Origin of the sequence: Hyphomonas sp. UBA4505 (assembly GCF_002388685.1) — a bacterium.
Lineage (GTDB): Bacteria > Pseudomonadota > Alphaproteobacteria > Caulobacterales > Hyphomonadaceae > Hyphomonas.
The window spans coordinates 1331339-1355013 of sequence record NZ_DGMZ01000012.1; the positions used below are offsets into that span (position 1 = coordinate 1331339).

Consider the following 23675-nt stretch of genomic DNA (forward strand, 5'->3'; position numbering starts at 1 on the left):
ATTGCCAATCATTTTCACCAATGCTAGGTCGCGCTCTTACCCGTGTCGGACAGATGACGTGAATGAGGGCACCCTATGATTGCGACGAATCGGATCGTACTTTCCATTTCCGTACTGGCAGGCGTATTGCTTGCTGCGTGTACGACGCTGCCGGCGCGGTCTGATATTTCCAATGTGATATCGCATCCTGCGGCGACCGATTTGAGGGATCCTCAGTTCCAGGCAGATCGTGAAGCTATCCTGGCGACGGCGGGAAACTACAAGGTGAAGTTCGACTTCAACGAAACCGTCGCCTTCGACGATGACTATTTTCTGAAGCCTCGCAAAGTGTCTGGTGGGGATGAGGTGGTCCTCGTTGTCGAGGATCGCGGAAACTTCATCAGCCTACAGCATATTCTGGTCGTAGGCGGCGAGCACAAGATGGCGATCAAGCACTGGCGTCAGGACTGGCAGTATGAGCCTGAGCGTGTGCTGATATTCATTGGCGGAAATGCCTGGGTGTGGCGTGACGTGCCAGCATCCGAGCGAGCCGGTACTTGGTCTCAGACGGTCTACCAGGTCGATGATGCGCCGCGATACGGGGCTGTTGCGACATGGTCGCACGAGAATGGGATTGCCACATGGCAGCCGCCACATGAATGGCGCCCGCTACCGCGGCGCGACATGACCACGCGCGATGATTACCACGCCATCCATGCGATGAACCGGCACGTCGTTACGTCTTGGGGCTGGGTGCATGAGCAGGACAATGGAAAGCTCGTCCTGAGCGGTAGTCAGCCACACATGCTGGCGCGTGAGACTGGCCTGAACACATATCGCCGAGACAGCGATTTCGAGACCGAGATTGCAACAGATTACTGGAGCGGTACCGCAGGCTTCTGGGCTGGCGTTCGCGGCGAATGGGACAGGATTGCCAGTCAGAACGAAGCATTTGCCGTCACGATCAAGGGCGAGACCGAAGCGCTCTACATGCCTCTGCTGACCCTCGCCGGTGAAGTGGCAGACGGCAGCAAGGGAAACGAAGAGGCGGTGCTGGAGGCCAGACAGTTGATCGAAAATTTCACGACCAGCGACATTGGCGCATTGGCTGACCGATTGCGTCCCACTGACATGGATATAGCCGAAACAGACTGAGCTCGGCTATGGTTGGAATGCCCCTATCAGATTTTCTTCTGATTGACTCGTTCGGACAGTTTGGCGGGGCTTTCCTTGCGTTCTGAATAGCGGTCAACAAGATGGTCTGCACGGTCCCGGGTCAGGAGCGTGAACTTCACGAGTTCTTCCATCACATCGACAATTCGGTCGTAATATGGCGAGGGGGTCATGCGGCCGCGTTCGTCGAATTCCAGGAATGCTTTGGCGACAGACGATTGGTTTGGAATGGTGATGAGCCGCATCCAGCGTCCCAGAATGCGTAGCTGATTGACGGCGTTGAAACTCTGCGACCCGCCACAGACCTGCATGACGGCCAGTGTCTTTCCCTGGGTAGGACGGACACCGCCGAGAGAGAGGGGAATCCAGTCGATCTGGGTTTTCATGACTCCCGACATTGCACCGTGCCGCTCCGGTGAACACCAGACCATTCCTTCCGACCATACGACGAGGTCTCGCAATTCCTGTACTTTTGGGTGGGAGTCCTCCGCCCCATCGGCGAGCGGGAGACCATCGGGATCGAACATGCGAGTCTCGCAGCCGAGCTTTTCCAGAATGCGAGCGGCTTCCTCATTTGCCAGGCGGGAATAGCTCCGCTCCCGTAAAGAACCATGCAGAAGCAGGATACGTGGCTTGTGTGTGCTGAGCGCAGGAGTCAGGAGGGCGTCTGGGTCGGTCTCGCGAAAACTGTCTTCGTGAAGGGCAGGAAGGTCATTCGTGGAGGTCATCTGTGTGTTGGTCTTTCTCGGGCAGATCAGTTGATTGCTCCACTCATGCAAACCTGTTCGCGTTCAGAAGTGAGGCTTTGCGTGAGAGCTCTCTCAAGTTTCCGGGAACGCATTGCGGGTGCGATTGGCGAAGGCTACCAGCGACAGCATGACCGGCACCTCGACCAGCACGCCGACAACTGTGGCGAGCGCCGCTCCGGAATTCAGCCCGAACAGGCTGATCGCCACCGCGACGGCCAGTTCGAAGAAGTTGGACGTGCCGATCATGGCGCAGGGCGCGGCGACCTTGTGTGGCACTTTCCATGCCCAGGCGGCCGCGTAGGCGAGTGCAAAGATACCATACGACTGAATGAGAATTGGTACGGCAATGAGCGCAATGATGATCGGCTTCGCCAGGATCGTTTCGCTCTGGAATCCGAACAGGAGTGTAACGGTAGCCAGAAGGCCGATCACCGACAGGGGTTTGATACGGCGCGTGAAGGCGGTCACCGATTCCTCACCCCCGCGCTTCTTAAGGGCATTACGAGCCAGAATGCCCGCCATCAGGGGAACGACCACATAGAGCGCAACCGACAGGAGCAGCGTCTCCCACGGCACGGCGATATCCGTGACTCCCAGCAAGAAAGCGACAATCGGTGCGAAGGCAAACACCATGACCGCATCATTCACACTGACCTGAACCAGTGTGTAATTCGGGTCGCCACGTGTCAGATGTGACCAGACAAATACCATCGCCGTGCAGGGGGCAGCGCCCAAAAGGATGAGGCCGGCAATATAGCCTTCCGCGTCTCCGGGGGGGATGAACGGCGCGAAGACATGGCGGAAAAAAAGAACGCCGAGGGCCGCCATAGTGAAGGGCTTGATAAGCCAGTTCACAACCAGTGTGATGATCAGCCCCTTCGGTTTCTCACCGACGCGGCGCATGGCAGAAAAATCCACGCCGATCATCATGGGCCAGACCATGGCCCAGATGAGCAGGGCGACAGCGAAATTCACATTTGCATATCCGAAACGGGCAAGTGCTTCGAACGCGCCAGGCACGATCTGCCCCAGGCCAATCCCAATCGCAATGGCGAGTGATACCCAGATAGAGAGGTATCTTTCGAATAGTCCCATGAGTATGCCCCGCATCTTACTCTGTCGGCGTTCCGATCCGGGCTAGTTAGTGCCGCATACATTATTATTCAATAATTCATCGAATATCGTTCTGGTATTTCTTGGAGCGCATGCCTGCAGGGAGTTCACGTCAAAGACTGCTCCGAGGCCGCGCCTTTTCTGCGACTAAAGATGAGGAATGGCGCACCCAAGAGGATTCGAACCTCTGACCTCTGCCTTCGGAGGGCAGGGGAAATGCATTCTGCTTCGATCCTTGGTGTTCCTACACAGTCTATAAATCACTGAAAAATATGCGTTTGTGAGATTTGGTTTCCAGTCGGTTCCTTGTGCTTTTCTCTTTGGTGCTTACTGTGTGCTTACTGGGAGCCATGGAGCATGCACTGTTGACCCGCAAACTGACTAAAACCGTCATCGACAAAGCCGAGCCTTCTGATCGCGACTTCTTCCTTTGGGACAAGGATCTCAAAGGGTTCGGTCTCAAGGTCTGTCCGAGTGGTCGAAAGGTTTACGTTTGCCAGTATCGCCATGGTAGCGGTCGGAGGGCTCCAACACGGCGCATGACGATCGGTGCTCATGGCTCGCCTTGGACCGTCGAAAGCGCACGCAATGAGGCACGACGTTTGCTTGGGGCTGCGGTGCAGGGGCAAGACCCGGCGAAAATGAAGCAGGAAGCCAAGTCGGTTTTGACGGTTGCAGAACTTTGCGACGAGTATCAGGCCAGCGGCACTGCCACGAAGAAAGCATCAACTCTGGCAACTGATCGCGGGCGGATCGAGAGGCATATCAAGCCGCTAATTGGTCGCCTGCGCCTGACTGATGTGTCGAAAGGGACCGTCACCCGATTCATGCAGGATGTCGCGGCGGGCAAAACGGCGGTTGACGTGAAAACCCGAAAAAGGGGACGAGCCATTGTGACAGGTGGGAAGGGGACCGCTTCGCGAACCGTGGGACTGTTGGGAGGAATCTTTTCATTTGCCGTTGATGTGGGGCTTATGGCGGATAATCCCGTCAGAGGCGTCAAGCGATTCAAGGATAGACAAAACCAGCGCTTCCTCAGCCTGGAAGAATTGCAGCGACTTGGCAGTTCTTTACGCCAGGCAGAAGCGACAGGCGTCAATCCATCGGGAATCGCCATCATTCGACTACTGATCCTCACTGGCTGCCGGAAAGGCGAGATCGAACAACTTCGGTGGCAAGATGTCGATTTTGACCTCGGATTTTTGCGCTTACCGGATTCAAAGACAGGGCAGGCGATCCGGCCCTTGAGCAGCGCGGCGCAGGCGATCCTTAAAAGCTTACCTAAGTTTGAGGGAACCGATTTAGTGTTCCCGGGAAGCGATTTAGAACGTCCCTACGTAGGCACCCCGAAGGTATGGCTTGGCCTGCGCGCCGCGGCTGACCTGGGAGAAGTTCGCCTGCACGACCTTCGCCATAGTTTTGCGAGCATGGCTGTTTCGTCGGGATCCAGCCTTCCAGTAATCGGTGCACTTCTTGGCCATAAGGATACGGCCACCACAGCGCAATACGCACACTTGCATGATGATCCGGTGCGTGGCGCTGCTGAAACTGTCGGCCAGCGTCTGGCGGGATTGATCCAAGACTAAGATGACGAATCCATCCAGTTCCTGAGGATGGACGATAATGAAGAATATGATGAGGACTACACCTCGTTTTCGCTATCTGCACAGCATAATAGCGAAGCCGGTGGTTTCAGCGAATTATCCAAAGCGTTCAAAGACAACCCAACGCTTGAACACTACCTCGAACTAAGGCGGCAGAACCCGGGCAAGCTGATCGAGGTCGCGACCAATTGGTCTCTGGAATGGGTTTTTGCGAACGAAGAACGTCTCAGAGATTTGGACATCGAACCTGAAGATGTCGTGGGTTCCCTGGATGCTGATGAAGCTTCAGCAAGTCGGGTGAGCCTGCGACTAATCGAGCTACTGGTTGAGCGGCGCGCGCGGGAGGCGTTGGGTGAAACTCATCTTGTTGGGCGGGGTGAAGCTGTCAGCGATAGTTTCCTAAACTATCTGATTGCCATGATGCTGGACGCTTTAGACTGGAACGATCAGATGATCATTCCCAGGGATTTGATCGTACTAATCAAGCACCAACTGCGTGCTGAGGTGTCAGTTGAAGCGCGGGACATGCAAGTGAGGCACAATCGGCACACCGCCGTTTCCTTGGGCGCTCAACTCATGAAGCAGGGGACACCCGTTTCGTTGGGCATCGTGGCCAAGATGATGAATGTAGAGCGCTCTACGGTTATGCGTTGGTTCAAAGACGGCGACTTCGTGAAGGAAGTCGAGGACTGGCATGCGATCACTGACGCATTCGCCATGGGCCGATTCAAAAGAGAAAGGGATCAGCGCGAGCCGAATTGACCTGTTGCGTACACAAGTACGTGCGCAACACCCTTTTCGATTGATAGGCATTCTTCATCCAACCGGGCGGTTCCGGTACAACGATGGGGATTGACCTATGACGCTTGTGAAGACGGTTCAGACGACGCTCCTGTCGCCTAGACAGGTCGAGGAGCAATACGGGCCTTCTGTCAGTACGTTGGCAAAGATGAGGCTGACGGGGACAGGGCCTGTTTATGTAAAACTCGGGCGACGGATCGCCTATCGGATCGAAGACCTCGAATCCTGGGTTCTAACCAACCGCTTTCGTTCGACCTCTGAATATGGCGCAGCCAAAGAAGGCGAGGCGTCTTGAGTATGGGCAACAAGCGAAAGCCGAATGTGAGCCTGATCCAGACATCGCGATCCTATACCATCCGAGAAGTTGCGGAGCGCCTTGATCGTCAGGTCGAGACGGTAAGGACTTGGGTTCAAGAGGGGCTTCCAGTCCTTCCGGGTACCACCCCCCGCCTGATCGACGGCGCGGAGTTGAAGGAATGGCTGAAGGCACGGCAGGCTAAGCGCAAGAAGCCCTGCGGAACGGATAAGCTGTACTGCTGCAAGTGCTGCGAACCACGTTCGCCAGATCCTGCCACCGTTAAAACAGAACCCACAGCCATGGTGGCGACGACGCTGATCAAAGGCAAATGTCAAGTGTGCGGGACATCAATGCACCAAGCCAGAAAGACCGCAGACTTGCCCGAAATACTTCGCGAGATGATGGGGAAAGCGAAAGCGGATTCGAACCTAACAGGCTACTGCGACCCCCGCGCTAATCCGCCCTTATGGTCGGGGCAGGGCGCGTTTGATTTTGAGCAGTATGAAGGAGGCTCTGGGAGTGTCCATTAAATGCCCCGCGAATGAGCAGGTGAAACGCATTTATCTCTACTATCTCGAACACGCTGACGGGAAGGCGGAAGCGACGATCAAGCAGACCGTCATGGCATTGAGCCGATTCGAAGACTTTACTTGTCACGCCGATTTCAGAACGTTCAATCAAAAGCAGGCGGTCGGCTTCAAGGCATATATGGGGCATCGCGATCTTGCGCCTGCGACAATTCTCTCGACGGTCAAGCAGGTCATGCGGTTTCTTCGCTGGCTATCTATGCAGCCGGGTTACAAGTCGAAGGTTAAGAGCGAGGCTATAGACTTCATGAACCTGTCAGAGAAGGCGATCCGGTCGGCGAGTGCGCCGCGGGACCGGGATTTTCCGACATTGGCTATGATTGAGGGGGCGATTGACCTGATGCCGGTCGCAACTGCCGTAGAGAAGCGTGATCGCGCCTTGGTGGCCCTGTCAGCCCTGACTGCGATTCGCGTGACTGCGATGACGACGCTGAAGCTGAAGCATTTTGATCCCCGACGCTGCCTGATTATCCAGATGCCAGACGAGGTTGAGACAAAGTTTTCCAAACGGATCGACACTTTCTTGATGCCGGTCAGTGACCGGATAGAGAGCGTGTTTCTCGACTGGATCACATATCTGGAAACAGTCGAGCTTTTCGGCCCAGGCGACCCGATCTTTCCGCAAAACCTGATGGGCCAGGATGAACGCCGCCAATTCAAGACGGTCGGTCTGAAGCGCGCGCACTGGAAGCAATCGGCTAGTGCACGGCGCATTATCAAGGGCGCGTTCGAAGCGGCGGGCTTGCCGCCTTTTGGGCCACACAGCTTCCGCAATATGCTGGTTTCGGAAATGTACCGGCGCGGTGTGTCGGTAGCCGTACTCAAAGCAGGCAGTCAGAACCTTGGACATGAATCTCTACTGACGACGCTGACCTCATACGGGCAGATATCACTTGAAGAACAGGGGCGGTTAGTCCGTGAGGCTTTTGCAGGGCCGGTGACGGATCGGGGCGAGAATGTGCCGGTGACGATGGCCGATTTAGAGGCGCTGTTTAAGGCTAAGGGGATCACTTAAGGGTTAAAGCCCGTCAAACCACTTACCATTGATGGTAACGTGCTCGACCATTTGTGTGCTGACGCCGAGATCATACTGTTTGAGAAGGTCACACAGGCGGTCCCCGTCGATAAGGTCAATAGCTGTGGCACCGTCGCGGGTTGCTTCGTCCGAGGCTTGGCTTGTGAATGTGCCGGTGGTTATAAATAGGCCCTTGTCTGCCCGACCCATAAGCGCTCCGCGGAAATCACGAATTTCCTTCGATCCGACGCTTCCTTTGTAGCGCTTGCACTGAAAATAGACCTGAAACGAAACCAGGTTCACCCGTAAAACTCCGACGCCGTCAATCCCGCCGTCGCCCGTCTTGCCCCGCACCTCGACCTTGGTGAAACCGGCTTCTCGCAATAGGCGCTGCGATAGGCGTTCGAAGGCGGCGGGGTCCATTGCTTTCAGTATGGCCAGCAAGTCGTCCTTCCAATCATCGGAAATCGTGTCGTCTTCGTCGGCATTGATTTCCGGGCTAATGGTTTCAGGCAGGATCACGCTGGATTCGCGCAGGAGTTTGCGTTCCGCCTTGGCTTCCGCCTCTTGCTTCTTGGCGGCGCGTTTTTCCTTGGCGCGCTGCTTTTCCTCTTCGTTGACTTGGCGGTAGATGGCTTCGGTAGCCACTACGGAGTGGATCGTTTCACCCAGGTCAGTCAGTCCCCAAACACCTCGCGCCGAGTTTTCCAGCGCGCCGCCGCGCTTGAGGTAGGTGCGCGCCCACGACAGATAGTATTTGAGTTTCAGCGTTTCGCCGTCTGGCATTGTATAGGCTTGTTCTTCCTCGCTGACGCCTTCCAACTCGATGATGCGCTCGTCCAACTCATGAAGGCTGGCAGAACCACCGAGGTCGCGCAGCGCGTTCAGTGTTGCCAGCATCAGCTTGGGAAGCTCTGGAAACTTCTTAGGTTCGATGACGAATGTGCGGGTCATATGTTCGCTTCCAAGACTTCGATTTCTTCGGGCGCCAGGTCGAAGAGGTCATAGACGATGGCGTCGATTTCGGCTTCGGCATGTTCAATCTTTGCAGTCAGGCGGGCGATTTCTGCCTTGTCGCGGGTGATCCAGTCTTGCCATGCGGAGCGCTCTGCCAGCGGAATATCGACCTTGAATACCTTCTTCACCTCTGCGCGGAATGCGGCAAAATCCGGCAGGGTCCACCATTCCTTCAGGCGGTTTGTCAGTTTCGGGTCGCGATCGGGTGGGCACAGGTCGGGAATACGGCGGATGAGTGCTGTTTGGAGTTCGAGGCGAGACCTAGCCGCCGATGAGGCCTGCGTTGCAAAATTGCCGACTACCTCCTGTTCTTTACCGTTCCAGTCGGGAATCGGAATGGTTTCAACGTATTGCACTCGCAATTCATGGTAACCGCCTCGCACGGGCGGACTCATTGACGAAACCATGAACCAAGAAATGTTACTATTGAGAAATGCGAGCAGAGCCATTGAGTCGCTCGGAACAAAATAGGACTTATCGTTCGAAAACGCGCCAAACGGTTCGATCGAAAAGTTTCGCTCGGCGTTGAAGTGCGGATAACTAATTTTTGGTGCTTGAAAATACGGCGCATAGGCTTCTTGCGCTTGTTGCAATTCGAACCACTCTTGTTTTGTTGCGCGGTTTTCCAGCCGGTCCTTGAAGGGTAAAAGCCAATCGCGTATGGCGGGATAGTCTTCGATCCTGATCCTGTTCTTAGGAATGTAAATCAGCCAAAGACCACGCGGTTCGGCGCGCCAGCGCTTCAGGTCCTTTCCCTCCAAAAAGGGCTTAAGAACGTCCGCCGATTGTGGGTCCTGGGCACAAAGTCTTTCCTTGGTCGGGGTATCGATGACGAAGGCTTCATTGAGGCCGGTCTTGATGCCATACATCGGTGAACCATAAACCTCTTTCAGGGTCTTCCTGCCGGTCCTGATCTTGCCGCGTAGGGTGCGTAAGTCGTCGCTTTCCAGTTCCCATGATCCGCTGCCTAAAGCCTTTTGTAGATAGGGAGCCGCCGCCTTATCCCATGCGGCAAGGAAGTTACTATCGGGAAGGTCGTTGAGCTTCCAGAAGTTCAAGGCATGACCGGCCTCCGCCTTGCCGCGCCGCAAAATGAGGATGGCCAGATAGGTGGTCACGCCCTCGAAGATTTGCAGGTCACCAAAATCCACGACGCTTTCGATATTCGCCTCGCGTAGCAGATATTCGCGTAGATTCTGACCTGAACCGGTTTTAAAAAACGTGTTCGAGGAAATGTAGCCTAGCCGCCCACCCGGTTTGAGCAGTCGCAGACCGCGCTCATAGAAATAACAATAGAGGTCCGCACGGTCCGAAACCACCTCATAGCGCGTTTCCAGATAGGGCTTCATTTGCTTGATCAGTTCCATGCGCACATATGGTGGATTGCCAAGCACGATATCGAAGCCACCGTCCGTGAACACATCGGGAAAGGCCTTTCTCCATGAAAACCCATGTTCGAGATAGGCAAAGCTGGAATCCTCGATCAGGCTATCACCGACGAGAATATTCTTGTCGAGACTATCGAGGGCCTTGCCTTTTTGAGCGGTCTTGACCCAAAGTGATAGCTTGGCGATTTCGACGCTTTCAGAGTTAACATCCACGCCGAACAGATTGTTCGTCAGGATTTCGGAATCCGGCATGTAGTCGAATAGGCCGCTATCATAGGCAGCTTTCGGTCGCAGTTCGACGATCTTGCGGTTCACGCGATGCAATTCGGCTTTGAGATAGTCGAATGCCATGACGAGAAAGACCCCTGATCCGCAAGCCGGATCCACAATGCGCAATGTCTTGACCCGGTCGCGATAGGTTTCCCATGCTTCCAGTTCGCCGGATTTCTTGCGCCACTGGATGGCTTCGTAGTCATTGGCGTCTGACCCTTTGGTCATGAAGGGGGCAAGGCTCTCGGCGAACAGGTCTTCTAGATGCTTGCCGATAGTCTGCTCGACGATGAAACGAGCGATATAGTCCGGAGTGTAGACGACGCCGTCACGCTTGCGCCGCCCGCTTGTGCCGGTCTTCTTCTCTTCTTCGACGGTTTCGCCGCGCGCCTCTGCCTGGAGGCGTTCGACGTCTGCGATGGACTGCTCGAATATATGTCCAAGCACGGTGACAGACACCTCAGATGCGAAGTCGTAGTCGCCGATTTTTTTGAATCCCTCACAAACGTCGTCCGGAAGGGTGAGATAGTCCGCGATTTTGTCAGGTGCGAAGAGGCCACCGTTGTAGGGTGGCACGTCGAGCGCGTGATTGCCTTTGTCGATGGCGGCGAACAGGCCTTTGAAGTTTTCCCATATCGGCTTTGGATTGAATGGGTCAGAGTGCACGAATGCCTTTTCGAGGATGTGCGAAGGAAGAAGGCCTGTATCCTCTGCGAAGGCGATAAACAGGATACGGTCGAGGATTTTCTGTGCAGCGGCGATGGCTTCGAGCGGCGGTATGGTGGTCGCAGTTTCGCGGATCGTATTGATCAGGTTGGAGCGGAGCTGCTTATAGTCGCGGTACAGCGCGTCCGTAATATCCTTGTCTTCCCTCCGGCACTCTTCGAGCAAGGCTTGCGTCTTGCCGGTCAAGAGATTGTCCGCCGCCAGCAATAGCATGAGGCGCGTGTATTCCTGAGGATTGGTCAGGTCGGCGAGGTTGAAGACTTCGTAGGCTGATGTGCCCTCGCCAAAGCCATAGAGGCGGATTTCGACATAGTTCGAGACCAGAACCCATTTCACGCCTGCCTGATTGGTCGCGTATTCCCATGCTTGTTGAACCGGCGTCTTGTTGCGCCCCGGCATGATCGCATCGAGGTCTTTTGTTTTTGCGCCTTTGAGTTCAAACGGGGCGATGATGTCAGAGGTCGTGGCGGTAAACTGGCCAAGGGCCAGGTCCACTGATCCTTGCAGAATCGCCTCTTCGGTCGAGACAGTATAGGTCTCATTGCCGGACGGGCCTTGATAGCCAAGGACGCCCTGAACGATTTTGGACGTGAACTCGCCGTGAAGGGCGGTTTCCTTGAAGGCGTATATCCTTCCGGATTTTATGTCGTCCGACCATTCGGTCAGAATCTTCAAGTGTCCGGGTGGGATCTGAGCGTCGCCTTTAATTCTCTTGTTGATCGTTTTCGGCGTGAACAGATTCATGGTCGCACTTTCAATTTTTCGGCGTTTCGACGCGAAATTTTAGATTATGCGGTCTTGATAATCGACTCTTAAATATAACCGGTTAATCTGGCCGATGCTTCAGGAGGTGCCGAATGAGTGGTGTCGTCGTAAATCTGGGCGCCTTGAAAGACGCGGCAGCGAGATACGGTAACATGCTGCGCGCTCCCGCTGGTGCAAAAGGGAAAGTCGTTCGAAGCACATTGTTGCGGGTTGAAGGCGATGACCTGATCGTTGACACCCCCTTTGTGAAAACGAGCTTGCCTATAGTCAAAGGAAAGTGGTCGCGAGAGATGTCTGTTAATGCACGCGACTTCAGCGCCATGGTGGATTGGTGCGCCAAAGCCTGGAAAGATGTCGGTGGTGAAAACTTAGACGTCACAGTTCGGTCAACACCGAATAGCGTGGAGATTCGCTGGACAGATGGAAAATCTGCTCGGTCTCGGGGAGTTCCAGCTGGAGTGTCCAAGTAGGTGGCCGCTGCGAAAATAGAACAAAGCACCAATCCGTTGGAAAGAGTGGCAGTGCTTTGCTCTCGTGTGATCCTACTCGTATTCATTTGGTCTTATTGTTCGATTCCTGCCCAGGCAGAGAGGCGCGTCGCGCTGGTTGTGGAACAGAAAATCTACAGCGGCAATTTGAGTGACATAGAATTGGCTTCCGAGGAGGCCGAATTGGTCGCTACAGCACTTGAGCAATCGGGTTTTGAAGTTGGACGTGTTCGCAATTTGACTAGTCAGGGGTTGCAGGATGCGGTGAGCGATTTTCGTAGGTTGGTGAAATCGTCAACGACTAAACAAACAATTGCTTTTCTCTACTATACGGGTCACGGAGCGAATGACCCAGCTCAGCATGAAAGCTATTTGCTTGGTACCGATGCCGAAATCCATACGATCGATGATCTGGATCGTGCAGGCCTGAGCATTTCTTCTATACGCGATGCTTTTGACTTACTTGGAGCGAAGGCTGTTGTTCTGGTCTTTGATGCTTGTCGAGATGAGGGGGCTCTTGCTTCCGTCGCTTCGGGACCAAAAGGAATGAAGCGGCTGGATCCTGGTGCGCAAGGCGTCGATGCGCGAGGACTCGAAATTGTTGAAGCGCAGAATGACATGCTTATCGCCTATTCAACGGGTGTAGGCGCTACCGCCATCGAGGGAAATTTCGCTCCCGAGCTCGCTGAGGCGTTGGTGCGTCCTTACCAAAGCATCGAAACAGCATTTGCCTGGACTCAGCGCCGGGTGGCTCAGCGCACTTTTGGAGGACAAAAGCCTTGGACCAACAATTTGCTTTACGGAGAAGAGCTGTGTTTGATCTCCTGTGCGCCTGCCTACCTTGTGTCAGCGGGGGAGCAAGCAGGCATCAGCGCGGATCAAGCTAAACACATTTTGGCGTCATTTGGCTTTACGAACATACCGTTCGAGGACTGGCCGGAAAAGCTTTTAGAAAGTGCAGAACGGCTCAAGAGCCTTGAGGCAATGTTGAGCGAGGGGGATAACGAAGATCAGACTGGTGCACTACTGACTGAGGCCCGAACGGCTTTGAGCATTGCAGATTTTGCTCGTGCGGATGAACTTCTTGCGGAGGCAGCGAAGCGAGATCTAGCAGCAGGCTATAGCCGCTTGCAAAGTGCTGCAGAAGCGATCGAACAACGCGCGGAATTGGCAGAAATCGAAAGTCGCTTTGTAGATGCCGCCAACCTCTATTCGGAAGCGGCCAATTTGATGCTCGCGGTTGATCAAGCTGAATGGGCGAGATTGAAATACAATCAGGGTACGTTTCTCTACGAGGCAGGGAAGTATAGCGCCGAACGCGCTTTGCTTATACAGGCAGTCTCGACATTTCGCGAAGTGCTAAGAGTATACAGCTATGAGCACACACCACTCGATTGGGCGATGGCCCAGAACAATCTGGGAATCACGTTAGCAGAACTGGGAGAGCGTGGTGATCAGCCAGCACTTATTGAGGCGCTCGATGCATTTCGAGAGGCACTGAAGGTCTACAATAGAAGTCGTCTGTCCGATTGGGCTGAAACGCAGGTAAATATTGGAAATGTCCTTCTGGCTCTGTATGAGCGCGGGAAGGACGAAGCACTTGAGCCGTCGATAGGGGCATATCGTAAAGCTCTCTCTGTGCAGCGCCAAAAACACGAGCCGCTTGCCTGGGCCTCCACACAAAACAATCTAGGAATTGCTCTGGTGGCTCGCGGCGAGCGAGGAGATGAGGCAGCTCTGAAAGAGGCAGTTTTGTGCTTTCGTGAGGCGCTGCGAGAATACAGGCGAGAGCGACAACCGTTCGATTGGGCTATGACGCAAAATAATCTGGGTTATGCGCTTTCTGCATTGGGGGAAAATGGTGACGATCGTGCGCTGGACGAAGCAGTCGTTTCCTTTAGATATGCTTTGAATGAGTACACTAGAGAAAAAACTCCATTGGATTGGGCAATGGTCCAAAACAATCTCGGTGCGATATTGTTCGCTATTGGTGAGCAAGGTGATGATTTGGCCTTAGCGCAAGCGGTTGTCGCCTATCGTGAGGCGTTGAAGGAACTCACGCGCGATCGAAGTCCGTCCGATTGGGCAATGACCCAGTATAATTTGGGCTTGGCTCTAGCTGCTATGGATGAAGAGAATGGGGGTGAGACGCTTGAGGAAGCTATTGTAGCCTTTCGTCTCGCATTGTCCGAACGGACCCGCGAGCGTGATCCAGTGAAATGGGCATTTACTCAATACAACCTTGGCGTTGCCATCTTGGCTTTCGAGGAACGCGGGAATCGTTCGGGCGGTTCTGAAGCGGTTGATGCGTTATCCAGCGCGCTGGGTGTTTTTGCAGCCGAGCAGATGCAGGTAGAGCACGACACGGCCTTGCTGGCGCTTCGGCGCGCGCAGCTGCTAACCGGAAAGCTTCCAGTAGAGGCGAGGTGACAATACCAGTCGTGCTTACTATGTGATTACTTTTTGGCGTGAGCCCATGCTGGCGGATGGCCTAAGTCATTGAAAAATATGGCGCACCCAAGAGGATTCGAACCTCTGACCTCTGCCTTCGGAGGGCAGCGCTCTATCCAGCTGAGCTATGGGTGCAAACCGAAGCAGGTGAATACGGCAACCGGCGAGTGAGTGCAACGCCGGAGTGCGGTTTGCGCAGCGCTGGGTGCTTGCGCCTTGATCACTTTGGGCTAGGTCTGGAACAGACACAGATTCAGGAGCCAGACATGCGGACTTTCACCATTGCGATGACCGTCACAGCCATGGCGCTGTTGCTGGGCCTTCCGGCCTGCGGGGCACGGGAAGAGCCCAGCCCGGCAGTGCCTCAGGAAGAGCCCGCAGACCGAGCGGCGCAACTGGAAGCGCAGAAGGCTGCTTATGAGGCCGCGTTGAGCGAAGCGGAAGCTTCCCGAGGGGCAGGGGAGCCAGCCTTGTGGACGCTGCAGGACGAAGACACGACGCTTTACATATTTGGTACGGTGCACTTGCTCCGCCCGGAGTTGGAATGGCGCAGCGATGAGATGGATGCCGCCCTCGCGGAGGCTGATACGGTCGTCTTTGAGGCAGATGTCACAAGCCAGGCTGCGGCGTCCGAAATGATGAAGTTCATCTCCACACAAGGCATGCTGCAAAACGGTCAGCAATTGTCGAGTTTGCTCAGCGAACTGGAGCGCGCAGAGCTTCAAAAGGCGCTTGACCATGTCGGACTGCCACTCGGCGCGATTGAGCCGATGCGGCCGTGGTGGGCGGCGGTGAATCTCTCTGTTCTGCAGATCAAGAAGGAAGGCTTCGACCCGAATGCCGGCGTAGAAACCGTTCTGGGCGCAGAAGCTCGCGCGGCAGGCAAGTCATTCGCCTATCTGGAGACAATAGACGAGCAGTTGGGCCGTCTCGCCAATATGCCCACAGATGTGCAGGTCGATTTCCTTGTGAGCTCTGCCGAGTCCATCGAGGAGGGGGGAGATGTGCTCGATACGCTGGTGTCCGAGTGGGTTGATGGCGATGTGCACGGGATTGGCCTGCTCATGTCCAATCCGGACATGATGGGGTCAGACGATGTCTATGATGCACTGTTGAAGTCTCGTAACGAGATCTGGGTTGGCAAGATCGAAGCCATGCTGGAAGAGCCCGGCACGCGCTTGATCGCTGTCGGAGCCGGTCATCTGGCGGGCGAAGACAGCGTTATCGAAATGTTGGAAGCCAAAGGCTACGAGGTCGAGGGCCCGTAGGCGCTCATGTATCGGCAGACCGGCGGAGCGCCAACAGCGCTTGCTCGAGGATTTCTGCGCTGGCACAGCAGACGATCTGACCGCCGAGCTTTGGTTCGTTGCCACGCCAGTCCGTCGCGAGGCCACCTGCGCCCCGCACAACCGGGATCAGCGCGGCCACATCCCATGCTTTCAGACCGCTTTCCGCCACAAGGTCGATCGTGCCGGCGGCTAGCCGGGCATAAGCGTAGGCGTCCAGCCCATAGCGGCTGATCCGAGCTGTAGCTCTCAGATGGGTCCATGCGCCCTGTTCGGCGGGGTTCAGGATAAAGGGATCTGTCGTGGAGATGACTGCTTCGCGGAGGTCTCGGCAGTCGGAGACCTGGATCGGTGTTTGTGTCCCCGCGCGCTGAACCGCTGCACCCCCCGGCCAGCCGAGATAACGCTCGTCCAGAACGGGCTGGTCAATGATGCCGATGACGGGCGTGCCCGTTTCATCGCACAAGGCAATCAATGTGGTCCAACTCGGTAGGCCGGCTACGAAAGCGCGCGTGCCATCTATCGGATCCAGTAACCAAGTGAACCCGTTCTTCGAAGGTTTAGCGGGGAATTCCTCGCCAGTGACGCCGTGATCGGGCCGTTCCGCTTCGATCAGGGCGCGCATCGCCGCTTCGGCGCCCGTGTCGGCGGCCGTCACGGGGTCAAATTCGGCGTGGGGTATTGTGATCTTGTTGTCGACGGCATCCAGTGCACGAAAATGCGGCCGGATCGCTGACCAGGCCGCATCTGCGAGACGACCTGCAAAGGTCAGCTCATCTTCGAGGGAGTAGGAATTTGTCATGCGGGCATGGGATTGCCCCGCCCCGGGCTGGGCGTCAAGCGACGCCCGTGCTGCTGGTGTCGCCTTCCAGCGCCTTGGCCAGTTCCAGGAGGCGTTTGCGGGGGCGCTCGCCGAGGCGATAGTAGGCGCGAACCAGTTCCAACGTCTCTTTTTGCGAAAGAATATCACCTTCCATGCGTTCGGCGTCATTCGCGGCATCCGGTGCGTCTGCTGCGGGAATGCCGTCGAAGAAGTATTGCACTGAGACGTTCATGGCTTTCGCCAGTTCATAGAGTCGAGATGCCGTGATGCGGTTGGCACCGCATTCATACTTCTGGATCTGCTGGAAACGCACGCCTACCTGACTCGCAAGGTCCTGTTGGGTCATGCCCAGCAGGCGGCGGCGGCGGCGAAGGCGTTTGCCTACGTGCAGGTCGGTTTCATCAGCCATGTTCAGCTCCTTGCGGATGGGACCGCTCTCAGTCCCAAAACGGGATGTTCGGGCTGGTCTCTCGCAAATGGCGTGCCGGTGGTCACATTTGCCTAAAATTTGGGCTGCATTTCCAAATTGCAGGAATTTGCCAAATCATCGGTTGCGTTTTGTGCGCCGCAACATAAATCTGGTCTTGCACTCCGGTGCAGACGCCTCTGGCGTTTCCTCCCTTTGACCTTGGCCGCGCTCTCGTAGCGCGGCCTTTTTTTTGGAAGTAACGCGGATCTGTTGCAATTGCAGGGTATTCCGACGATCAGCGCCGACCGATCTGGGTCGCGACGTCGAGGATTTCGACGACAATAGCGGACAAGACTTGCTGCATTTGCGCAAAGCCGGCACTGGTCTCGACCGCTTGTTCATCCATGTACAGTCCGCGATTAATCTCGATCTGTACCGCATGGAAGTCTCGCTTGGGGCGGCCATAACGACGTGTCGTATACCCTCCTGCATAGGGCGCATTCCGCGCAACGCTGAACCCGTTCGCTCGGAATGCGCGCTCAATTCGCCCCGTCAGACGTGGGTCACAGCTGGAGCCGAACCGGTCCCCCAACACAATATCTGCCAGATTGCGACGCCCAGGCTGGACGCTGGGCATTGAGTGGCAGTCAATAAGGAAGGCCCGGCCGTGCCGCTCCTTCAGACTGCCCAGCTCAGTCGCCAGGCACTGGTGATAGATGTCGTGAATGCCAGACAGGCGCGCTTCTCCTTCTGATCGGGTAAGGCGGCGCGCATAAATCGCCTCTCCCCTGGCTGCGACACGCGGCAAGCAGCCGAGCCCGGCTTCCACACGCGCTGTCGGCATGCCGCAGGGGCGAGGGACTCCATCACTGAACATGTTCGGGTCGAGTTCCCGTGGGTCGCGATTGAGATCAGCGACTGTGCGAGCATATTTCGCCGCCATGAGTATGCCGCCCTGCTCAGGAACGGCGCTGAACAACTCGTCCACGAACGCATCTTCCGTCCGGCGTACGGTGTCCACCGGTACGCAGAGTGCCTCGCGCATCTCATGTGGATAGAGACTGCCCGAATGTGGCGAGGCAAAAATGACTGGCGCCAACATTTTTTCCGGGGTTACCAGCCGGTACGGCGTTTCATAACGAGGCGTGGCCGCAGGGCTGTCCTGCGAACCGGCCGTTCGCTGAAAATGCTCAGGTCTGTCAAGAAATTGGGGGGCGTCTGTCATTCAGCACATCGTTTCTTTGTTTGCCTGAAGGTCAAGCCTTTTCACGAGAATCCAGCCGGTGCCCGCAGTAATTTCCGACTTTAAGTCCGCAGATATTCACGCCTGATTTACCGAACTGCGTCTTTATGCTTAGGGTTCTACCGAGAAGAGGGTATTCCGCGTGACCAAGATTTTGCTGGCCGAAGATGACGATTCCATGCGCTTGTTCCTGGCCGCCGCTCTGCGTCGCGCCGGACACGAGATCCAGGATTACGCTGACGGCGAAAGCGCGTTGTCCGCGTTGGAGCGCGAAGTGTTCGATCTGCTGCTGACCGATATTGTCATGCCCGGCCTTGATGGAATCGAACTGGCACGCCGGGGCGCCGAACTCGACCCGGCCATGAAAATCGTCTTCATTACGGGGTTCGCCGCCGTGGCGCTCTCCTCCGGGGCTCCGACACCTGCAGGCGCGAAAGTGCTGTCCAAACCCTTCCATCTCCGCGAAATCGTGGATGAGGTCGACAAGGTGATGGCGGCCTGATGGGGCGGGGCTCCGACATTGAGCCTCCCAAGCTGCTGAAATCCCTATCCCATGACGCTGGCCGGCACTTCTTTGATGCGCCGGCTGCGATGAGTATGGATGAATGCATGCTGCGCCTGAATTTTCTGGATGGCGCGAACATAGTGTCTCTTACGCCCTCGGAGCTTGGACATTGGTTGTCTTTCGAGTTTGAGGGACATGCCTTTTCCGCAAATGATCCGTTTGGCGAAGTCTGGTTTTTTGCCGAAGATCCTGCGACACCGGAGCCAATACTGCAGAAAATTGCGCTCTGCGTCGTTACACCGCCAAACCCGGCTTGACGGCGCGCGCTGAATTATCCATTACCCCTGCTTCCGAATGGATCGGGCGGTTAGCTCAGTGGTAGAGCACTACGTTGACATCGTAGGGGTCACAAGTTCGAACCTTGTACCGCCCACCATTCCGAAGTCTTCCGAAACCTCCTGAAACCTGCCGCGTTGTTTTAAAAAATGACGGGATGTTTCCATGATTGATCCAGATTTGCCGGACGCCAATATGTTTGTCGTCTATTATACCGGCGGGAAAATGCTGCAGGCCTCCAATATCTCGCTGATGACCAGGAAGCTGGATGAACGTCTGTTTCTTGTTTCGACGCCGGAGACGCAGTCCAGACTCTACCACCACGTCAAACGCCTGGCCCAGCCGGACGCCCTGTTCGTCGGTCGCTTGGACTCCCTGCCCAAATTCAAAGGGATGGAAGAAGGCACCACGAAATGGGTCCGCCGTATGATGGACGTATAAAAAAGGAAGGCGAACTGGCCGCCTTCCTTCATGTTCGTTTCAATTCCGGGGCAGGGGCCTTGTCCTAGCCGTCAAGGTCAACCATCGGTTCGCGATCCCAATGGCGGAGCTTGCCGAGTGTCTTCACGAAACCGGGCACATCTCCGGTCTTGCTGAGCGCGACGCAGCCCTCATCCTTCGCATCCCAGACGCTGGCCTTCTCCATGAGAGGTTGGGCCGTTTCGACATAGCCGATGAATTTGCAATGCGCGAACGCGTCGGCCACGAAATCCCGGCTAGGGGCGTCGTTCTTGACCATGTCTGCCCCCTCTTCGGAGATCAGCAGGGCGACGGCATCGAAGAGGACCGATGGACCGCCATCGATTTTCTCGTCGGCCTCCATGTGCGACCCGTCACTGAGTGTGATGCCGCCCACTTTCGGGCTGATTAGCATCGTCATGCCGCCAGCGGAGGTCACTTCCTTCTTCAGCGCGTTCAGGAGGTCTGCATCCGCGCCGTCCGTAGCAAAGATACCCAGTTTTCGGCCTGCGAAACTGTCTGGAGCGTTCTTCAGGATGCTCAGGGGATCGGAAGCAGGCAAGTCCGTGATGGGAGGGCTGGCCGGATCAGCCGCTGGCGGCATGTCGGTTACGCCGAGGCCATCCGCCACTTTTTTCGCCAAGTCTTCATCGATGTTCAGCAGGTGAGACAGCATGCGAAGACGGATTTCCATCTTCTGAACCTTGCTGAGCTCGAAGGTCAGGGCGTCTGCCATGTGTTTTTGCTCGACCTTGGTCTGGCTCACATAGAATTGGCGGGCCTGGCTGTAATGATCGGCGAAGGATTCCGGGCGCAGGCGCGTCTTTTCTCCGCCAACCGGCTCGGCATAGGATCGATACCCCTTGGCGGGATCTTCGCGCGGTCCGCCTTCTTCCGGTCCCCAGCTGTTCGGTTCGTAATTGGCGCGGCCTTTGGGATTCTCCATCGCCATATGGCCATCCTGCTGGAAATGGCGCATCGGGCATTGCGGACGGTTGATCGGGATATGTGTAAAGTTCGGGCCACCAAGGCGCTTCAACTGGGTGTCGAGATAGGAGAAGTTACGGCCCTGCAGCAGCGGGTCGGCCGTGAAGTCGACGCCGGGCACGATATTCTGTGTGCAGAAGGCGACCTGTTCAGTCTCAGCGAAGAAATTGTCGACGACGCGGTTCAGGACCATGCGTCCGACAATGCGGACGGGCACTTGTTCTTCCGGAATGATCTTGGTCGCATCCAGTACGTCGAACTCAACATTCTCGGCAAATTCCTCGTCGAACAATTGCACACCGAGTTCCCATTCCGGATAGTCGCCCATCTGGATGGCATCCCACATGTCGCGGCGGTGGAAGTCCGGGTCGGCGCCATTGATCTTCAGGGCTTCGTTCCAAGCTACCGATTGCAGGCCCTGCTTTGGTTTCCAGTGGAACTTCACAAAGGTTGCTTTGCCTTCGGCATTCACAAACCGGAATGTGTGGACGCCGAAGCCTTCCATGAACCGCAGGGAACGGGGAATGGTCCGGTCGGACATGATCCACATGACCATGTTCATGGATTCCGGAGACAGGGAGATGAAATCCCAGAAGTTGTCATGTGCTGTCTGGGCCTGCGGGAAGCCCCGGTCCGGTGCCGGCTTGGCCGCATGAATCAGGTCTGGAAACTTGATGGCGTCCTGAATGAAGAAGACAGGAATGTTGTTGCCCACAATATCCCAGTTGCCTTCTTTCGTGTAGAACTTCACGGCGAAACCCCGCACATCGCGCGCAAGATCGGGCGAGCCCTTATTGCCAGCCACAGTAGAGAAGCGGGCGAAGACATTGGTCTTCTCACCTTTTCTCTGGAAAATGTCTGCCGTGGTGACGTCCTCAAGCGTATCCAGTGTCTCGAAATAGCCATGCGCACCGTAGCCGCGGGCATGCACGACGCGCTCAGGAATGCGCTCATGGTCGAAGTGGAAAATCTTTTCACGGAAGATGAAGTCTTCGGTCAGCATCGGTCCGCGCGCGCCCGCTTTCAGATGGTTCTGGTCGTCGGCAATGGGCACGCCTTGCTGGGTGGTCATGGTCTCGTAGCCATCCTCAGTTGACTGATGAGGTGCGCCGCCCTCGTCGAGGGAAAGATCTGGTTTGTCGGACATGAGAGAAATCCATCTGCTGGTTGGAGGGTGTTCTAATCAACTGCGCGACGGGCTCATTGGTTCCTCGCATATGCGGCTTTCATCCCCCTTCGAGGGAATCCAATGAAAGGGGGCGGCTCCAGAAAACAGAACCGCCCCTCAAAATTTCTGCTATGCCTGTATTCAGCCCAAGCTGTCCGCAAAGGCTTCGCCAGAGCGGGCGCTCGAATAGGCTTCTTCCAGAAGGGCGCGGGACTGGCCCTGGACTTCGGACTTTTCAAGGCGATCCTTGATCGAGTCGGCCAGGTGTTCTTCGCCGTCATCAATCGCCTCAAGGGCAGCTTTTCTGTCGTCCTGAAACATGGACGAGAACTCGGTCAAGGCGCGATGAAGCGACCCAAGCGTACCACCCTCAGTTTGGGGTTCGCCGCCGAGAGTACGGACCTGCTGCTGGAAGCGGCTGATCAGTGCTGCGCGATCACTGGCGCGCTTCTGGAACTGGGTGCGAAACGCAAAACTCTCATCTGAGAGTTCAGCGCATTTCTCATAGCCTTTGCGGCTGTCGATCAGTACCTTGGTGACGTCATTGAGGGCGTCAATTTCGGTTTTGTTGATTGTGTCGGTCATTTGGAAACTCCTCGTTGTCTGTCCTGACCAACAGGGAGACAAGGCATGAGTTCCAGACAGAAAACCTTAAATGACGGACATGATCAAAGGCGCTTAGCCCTCGAACGGGTCTTTCATCAGGATTACGTCTTCGCGCTCCGGCGACGTGGAGACCAGCGCGCACGGTTTGCCGACCAGTTCTTCGAGGCGGCGCACATATTTGACCGCTTCTGCCGGAAGGTCCGCCCAGGATCGCGCACCGGCGGTTGAGCCTTTCCAGCCCTGAAGCGTCTCATAGACGGGCTCTACGGCGGCCTGATCGGTCAGGCCGGCAGGGTAGTGGTCAATCGTCTCGCCATTCAGCCTGTAGGCGACGCAGACCTTGATCTCGTCAAAGCCGTCCAGCACGTCGAGCTTGGTCAGGGCGAGGCCGGTGACGCCGGAGGTCGCGCAGGCCTGACGTACCATGACGCTGTCGAACCAGCCGCAGCGGCGGGCGCGGCCTGTGTTCACGCCGACTTCGCGGCCGACCGTGCCGAGGCGTTCGCCGATCTCATTGTCCTGTTCGGTGGGGAAGGGGCCGGAACCGACGCGCGTCGTGTACGCTTTGGCGAGGCCCAACACATAGGAGATTGCGCCGGGGCCAACGCCTGAGCCGGCAGAGGCATTTCCTGCCACCACATTGGACGATGTGACGAAGGGATACGTGCCGTGGTCAACATCCAGCATCACGCCTTGAGCGCCTTCGAACAGAATGCGACTGCCTGCGCGGACCTGTTCGTCGAGCAGTTTCCAGACCGGCTTGGCATAGGCCAGGATCTGGTCAGCGATCTTGAGCAGTTCTGCTTTCAGCTCGGCGCCGTCTGGTTCTGGCAAGCCGACACCGATGCGCAGCGGCTTGTGGTGGGCCAGAAGGCGCTCGATCTTCATGTCGAGGGCGGCGGGGTCTGCAAGGTCTGCGACGCGGATGGCGCGGCGGCCGACGCGGTCTTCATAGGCCGGGCCGATGCCGCGCTTCGTGGTGCCGATCTGGCCAGCGCCGAGCGCGCCTTCGCGGGCGGCGTCGATGTCCTTGTGCCACGGGAGAATGAGCGAGGCATTGTCAGCGAGCACGAGCGTCTCAGGCGTGACTTCGACGCCCTGGGCCTGAATGCCCTTTATTTCTTCCAGCATGTGCCATGGATCGACCACGACGCCATTGCCGATCACCGAGAGCTTGCCGCCGCGCACGAGGCCGGAGGGCAGCAGGGCCAGCTTGAACACCTTGCCGTCAATGACCAGCGTGTGGCCAGCATTGTGCCCGCCCTGAAAGCGGACGACCACATCGGCGCGGCTGGACAGCCAGTCGACGATCTTGCCCTTGCCTTCGTCGCCCCATTGGGCCCCGACAACCACTACTCCGGTCATGATTCCTGCTCCTGCAAAGTCCGCGGCGACATGGGCAGGATTTGGCCACCAATTGCAAGAGGGG

Annotated in this window: 22 protein-coding genes and 2 tRNA genes; 13 read left to right on the forward strand and 11 right to left on the reverse strand. The window is 56.4% G+C overall.

The features are described 5' to 3' along the window. Window positions 1-75: 75 nt before the first annotated feature. Complete coding sequence (locus B3527_RS15770; protein WP_290480561.1) at window positions 76-1134, forward strand: DUF6607 family protein; 1059 nt, start codon at window positions 76-78, stop codon at window positions 1132-1134. Window positions 1135-1160: 26 nt separating this feature from the next. Here B3527_RS15770 and arsH read toward each other — a convergent pair whose 3' ends face one another. Both arsH and arsB read right to left on the reverse strand, forming a co-directional pair. Next, window positions 1161-1880 (reverse strand): arsenical resistance protein ArsH, encoded by a 720-nt coding sequence (arsH, locus tag B3527_RS15775; protein WP_034816956.1) that lies wholly within the window; start codon window positions 1878-1880, stop codon window positions 1161-1163. Between the two features lie 93 nt (window positions 1881-1973). Next, window positions 1974-2996, reverse strand: coding sequence for an ACR3 family arsenite efflux transporter (gene arsB, locus B3527_RS15780; protein WP_206992015.1), 1023 nt, complete (start codon window positions 2994-2996; stop codon window positions 1974-1976). Between the two features lie 368 nt (window positions 2997-3364). On the opposite strand from arsB, the gene B3527_RS15785 reads away from it, so the two are divergent. The 5 genes from B3527_RS15785 (at window position 3365) to B3527_RS15805 (ending at window position 7319) form a co-directional block, all read left to right on the forward strand. Then, a complete protein-coding gene (locus B3527_RS15785) occupies window positions 3365-4600 on the forward strand; it encodes a tyrosine-type recombinase/integrase (RefSeq protein ID WP_290480560.1) in 1236 nt (411 codons plus the stop codon). A 27-nt stretch (window positions 4601-4627) separates the two neighbouring features. Continuing rightward, window positions 4628-5380: a hypothetical protein gene (locus B3527_RS15790; RefSeq protein WP_290480559.1), complete on the forward strand. Its 753-nt coding sequence runs from the start codon at window positions 4628-4630 to the stop codon at window positions 5378-5380. Window positions 5381-5477: 97 nt separating this feature from the next. Continuing rightward, entirely contained in the window at window positions 5478-5714 is a 237-nt protein-coding gene (locus tag B3527_RS15795; protein ID WP_290480558.1) for a helix-turn-helix transcriptional regulator, read from the forward strand. Further along, complete coding sequence (locus B3527_RS15800; RefSeq protein ID WP_290480557.1) at window positions 5711-6247, forward strand: helix-turn-helix domain-containing protein; 537 nt, start codon at window positions 5711-5713, stop codon at window positions 6245-6247. Before B3527_RS15795 ends, B3527_RS15800 begins: the two co-directional genes overlap by 4 nt. Further along, window positions 6237-7319 (forward strand): tyrosine-type recombinase/integrase, encoded by a 1083-nt coding sequence (locus B3527_RS15805; protein WP_290480556.1) that lies wholly within the window; start codon window positions 6237-6239, stop codon window positions 7317-7319. Before B3527_RS15800 ends, B3527_RS15805 begins: the two co-directional genes overlap by 11 nt. Window positions 7320-7322: 3 nt before the next feature. Here the strand turns inward: B3527_RS15805 and B3527_RS15810 are convergent, their stop codons facing one another. After that, window positions 7323-8273 carry a restriction endonuclease gene (locus B3527_RS15810; RefSeq protein WP_290480555.1) on the reverse strand — a complete coding sequence of 317 codons (951 nt, stop codon included), beginning with the start codon at window positions 8271-8273 and terminating at the stop codon, window positions 7323-7325. Continuing rightward, the gene (locus tag B3527_RS15815) at window positions 8270-11464 is read right to left on the reverse strand and encodes an Eco57I restriction-modification methylase domain-containing protein (protein WP_290480554.1); all 3195 of its coding nucleotides are present in this window, start codon (window positions 11462-11464) and stop codon (window positions 8270-8272) included. The genes B3527_RS15810 and B3527_RS15815 overlap by 4 nt, the downstream gene beginning before the upstream one ends. 113 nt (window positions 11465-11577) lie before the next feature. Here B3527_RS15815 and B3527_RS15820 point away from each other — a divergent pair, with 113 nt between their 5' ends. Together B3527_RS15820 and B3527_RS15825 are read left to right on the forward strand one after the other, a co-directional pair. Continuing rightward, the gene (locus B3527_RS15820; RefSeq protein ID WP_290480553.1) at window positions 11578-11955 is read left to right on the forward strand and encodes a hypothetical protein; all 378 of its coding nucleotides are present in this window, start codon (window positions 11578-11580) and stop codon (window positions 11953-11955) included. Further along, window positions 11956-14403: a caspase family protein gene (locus B3527_RS15825; protein WP_290480552.1), complete on the forward strand. Its 2448-nt coding sequence runs from the start codon at window positions 11956-11958 to the stop codon at window positions 14401-14403. Window positions 14404-14482: 79 nt separating this feature from the next. On the opposite strand, the gene B3527_RS15830 is transcribed toward B3527_RS15825, so the two are convergent. Then, window positions 14483-14559: transfer RNA gene (locus B3527_RS15830), tRNA-Arg, on the reverse strand. Window positions 14560-14690: 131 nt separating this feature from the next. Here B3527_RS15830 and B3527_RS15835 point away from each other — a divergent pair. Continuing rightward, a complete protein-coding gene (locus tag B3527_RS15835; RefSeq protein ID WP_206992069.1) occupies window positions 14691-15692 on the forward strand; it encodes a TraB/GumN family protein in 1002 nt (333 codons plus the stop codon). A gap of 4 nt (window positions 15693-15696) precedes the next feature. On the opposite strand, the gene B3527_RS15840 is transcribed toward B3527_RS15835, so the two are convergent. The 3 genes from B3527_RS15840 to B3527_RS15850 form a co-directional block, all read right to left on the reverse strand. Then, complete coding sequence (locus B3527_RS15840) at window positions 15697-16512, reverse strand: inositol monophosphatase family protein (protein WP_206992070.1); 816 nt, start codon at window positions 16510-16512, stop codon at window positions 15697-15699. Between the two features lie 34 nt (window positions 16513-16546). Continuing rightward, the gene (locus B3527_RS15845; protein WP_034816976.1) at window positions 16547-16942 is read right to left on the reverse strand and encodes a helix-turn-helix domain-containing protein; all 396 of its coding nucleotides are present in this window, start codon (window positions 16940-16942) and stop codon (window positions 16547-16549) included. A gap of 295 nt (window positions 16943-17237) precedes the next feature. Next, entirely contained in the window at window positions 17238-18167 is a 930-nt protein-coding gene (locus B3527_RS15850; RefSeq protein WP_290481432.1) for an N-formylglutamate amidohydrolase, read from the reverse strand. Between the two features lie 160 nt (window positions 18168-18327). Here B3527_RS15850 and cpdR point away from each other — a divergent pair, with 160 nt between their 5' ends. The 4 genes from cpdR to B3527_RS15870 all read left to right on the forward strand — a co-directional run bounded on the left by cpdR (window position 18328) and on the right by B3527_RS15870 (window position 19467). Then, window positions 18328-18687, forward strand: coding sequence for a cell cycle two-component system response regulator CpdR (gene cpdR, locus B3527_RS15855; protein ID WP_034816978.1), 360 nt, complete (start codon window positions 18328-18330; stop codon window positions 18685-18687). After that, on the forward strand, window positions 18687-19007 hold the full coding sequence (locus B3527_RS15860; protein WP_034816980.1) for a hypothetical protein: 321 nt from the start codon (window positions 18687-18689) through the stop codon (window positions 19005-19007). Before cpdR ends, B3527_RS15860 begins: the two co-directional genes overlap by 1 nt. A gap of 44 nt (window positions 19008-19051) precedes the next feature. Next, window positions 19052-19126, forward strand: a tRNA-Val gene (locus B3527_RS15865). Window positions 19127-19191: 65 nt separating this feature from the next. After that, complete coding sequence (locus tag B3527_RS15870; RefSeq protein WP_290480550.1) at window positions 19192-19467, forward strand: hypothetical protein; 276 nt, start codon at window positions 19192-19194, stop codon at window positions 19465-19467. A gap of 64 nt (window positions 19468-19531) precedes the next feature. Here the strand turns inward: B3527_RS15870 and B3527_RS15875 are convergent, their stop codons facing one another. From B3527_RS15875 to B3527_RS15885, 3 genes are all read right to left on the reverse strand, one after another. After that, window positions 19532-21619, reverse strand: a complete 2088-nt coding sequence (locus B3527_RS15875; RefSeq protein WP_290480549.1) for a catalase — start codon at window positions 21617-21619, stop codon at window positions 19532-19534. A gap of 162 nt (window positions 21620-21781) precedes the next feature. Continuing rightward, window positions 21782-22225, reverse strand: a complete 444-nt coding sequence (locus tag B3527_RS15880; protein ID WP_290480548.1) for a PA2169 family four-helix-bundle protein — start codon at window positions 22223-22225, stop codon at window positions 21782-21784. A 93-nt stretch (window positions 22226-22318) separates the two neighbouring features. Next, window positions 22319-23611, reverse strand: a complete 1293-nt coding sequence (locus B3527_RS15885) for an adenylosuccinate synthase (RefSeq protein WP_290480547.1) — start codon at window positions 23609-23611, stop codon at window positions 22319-22321. Window positions 23612-23675 lie beyond the last annotated feature (64 nt).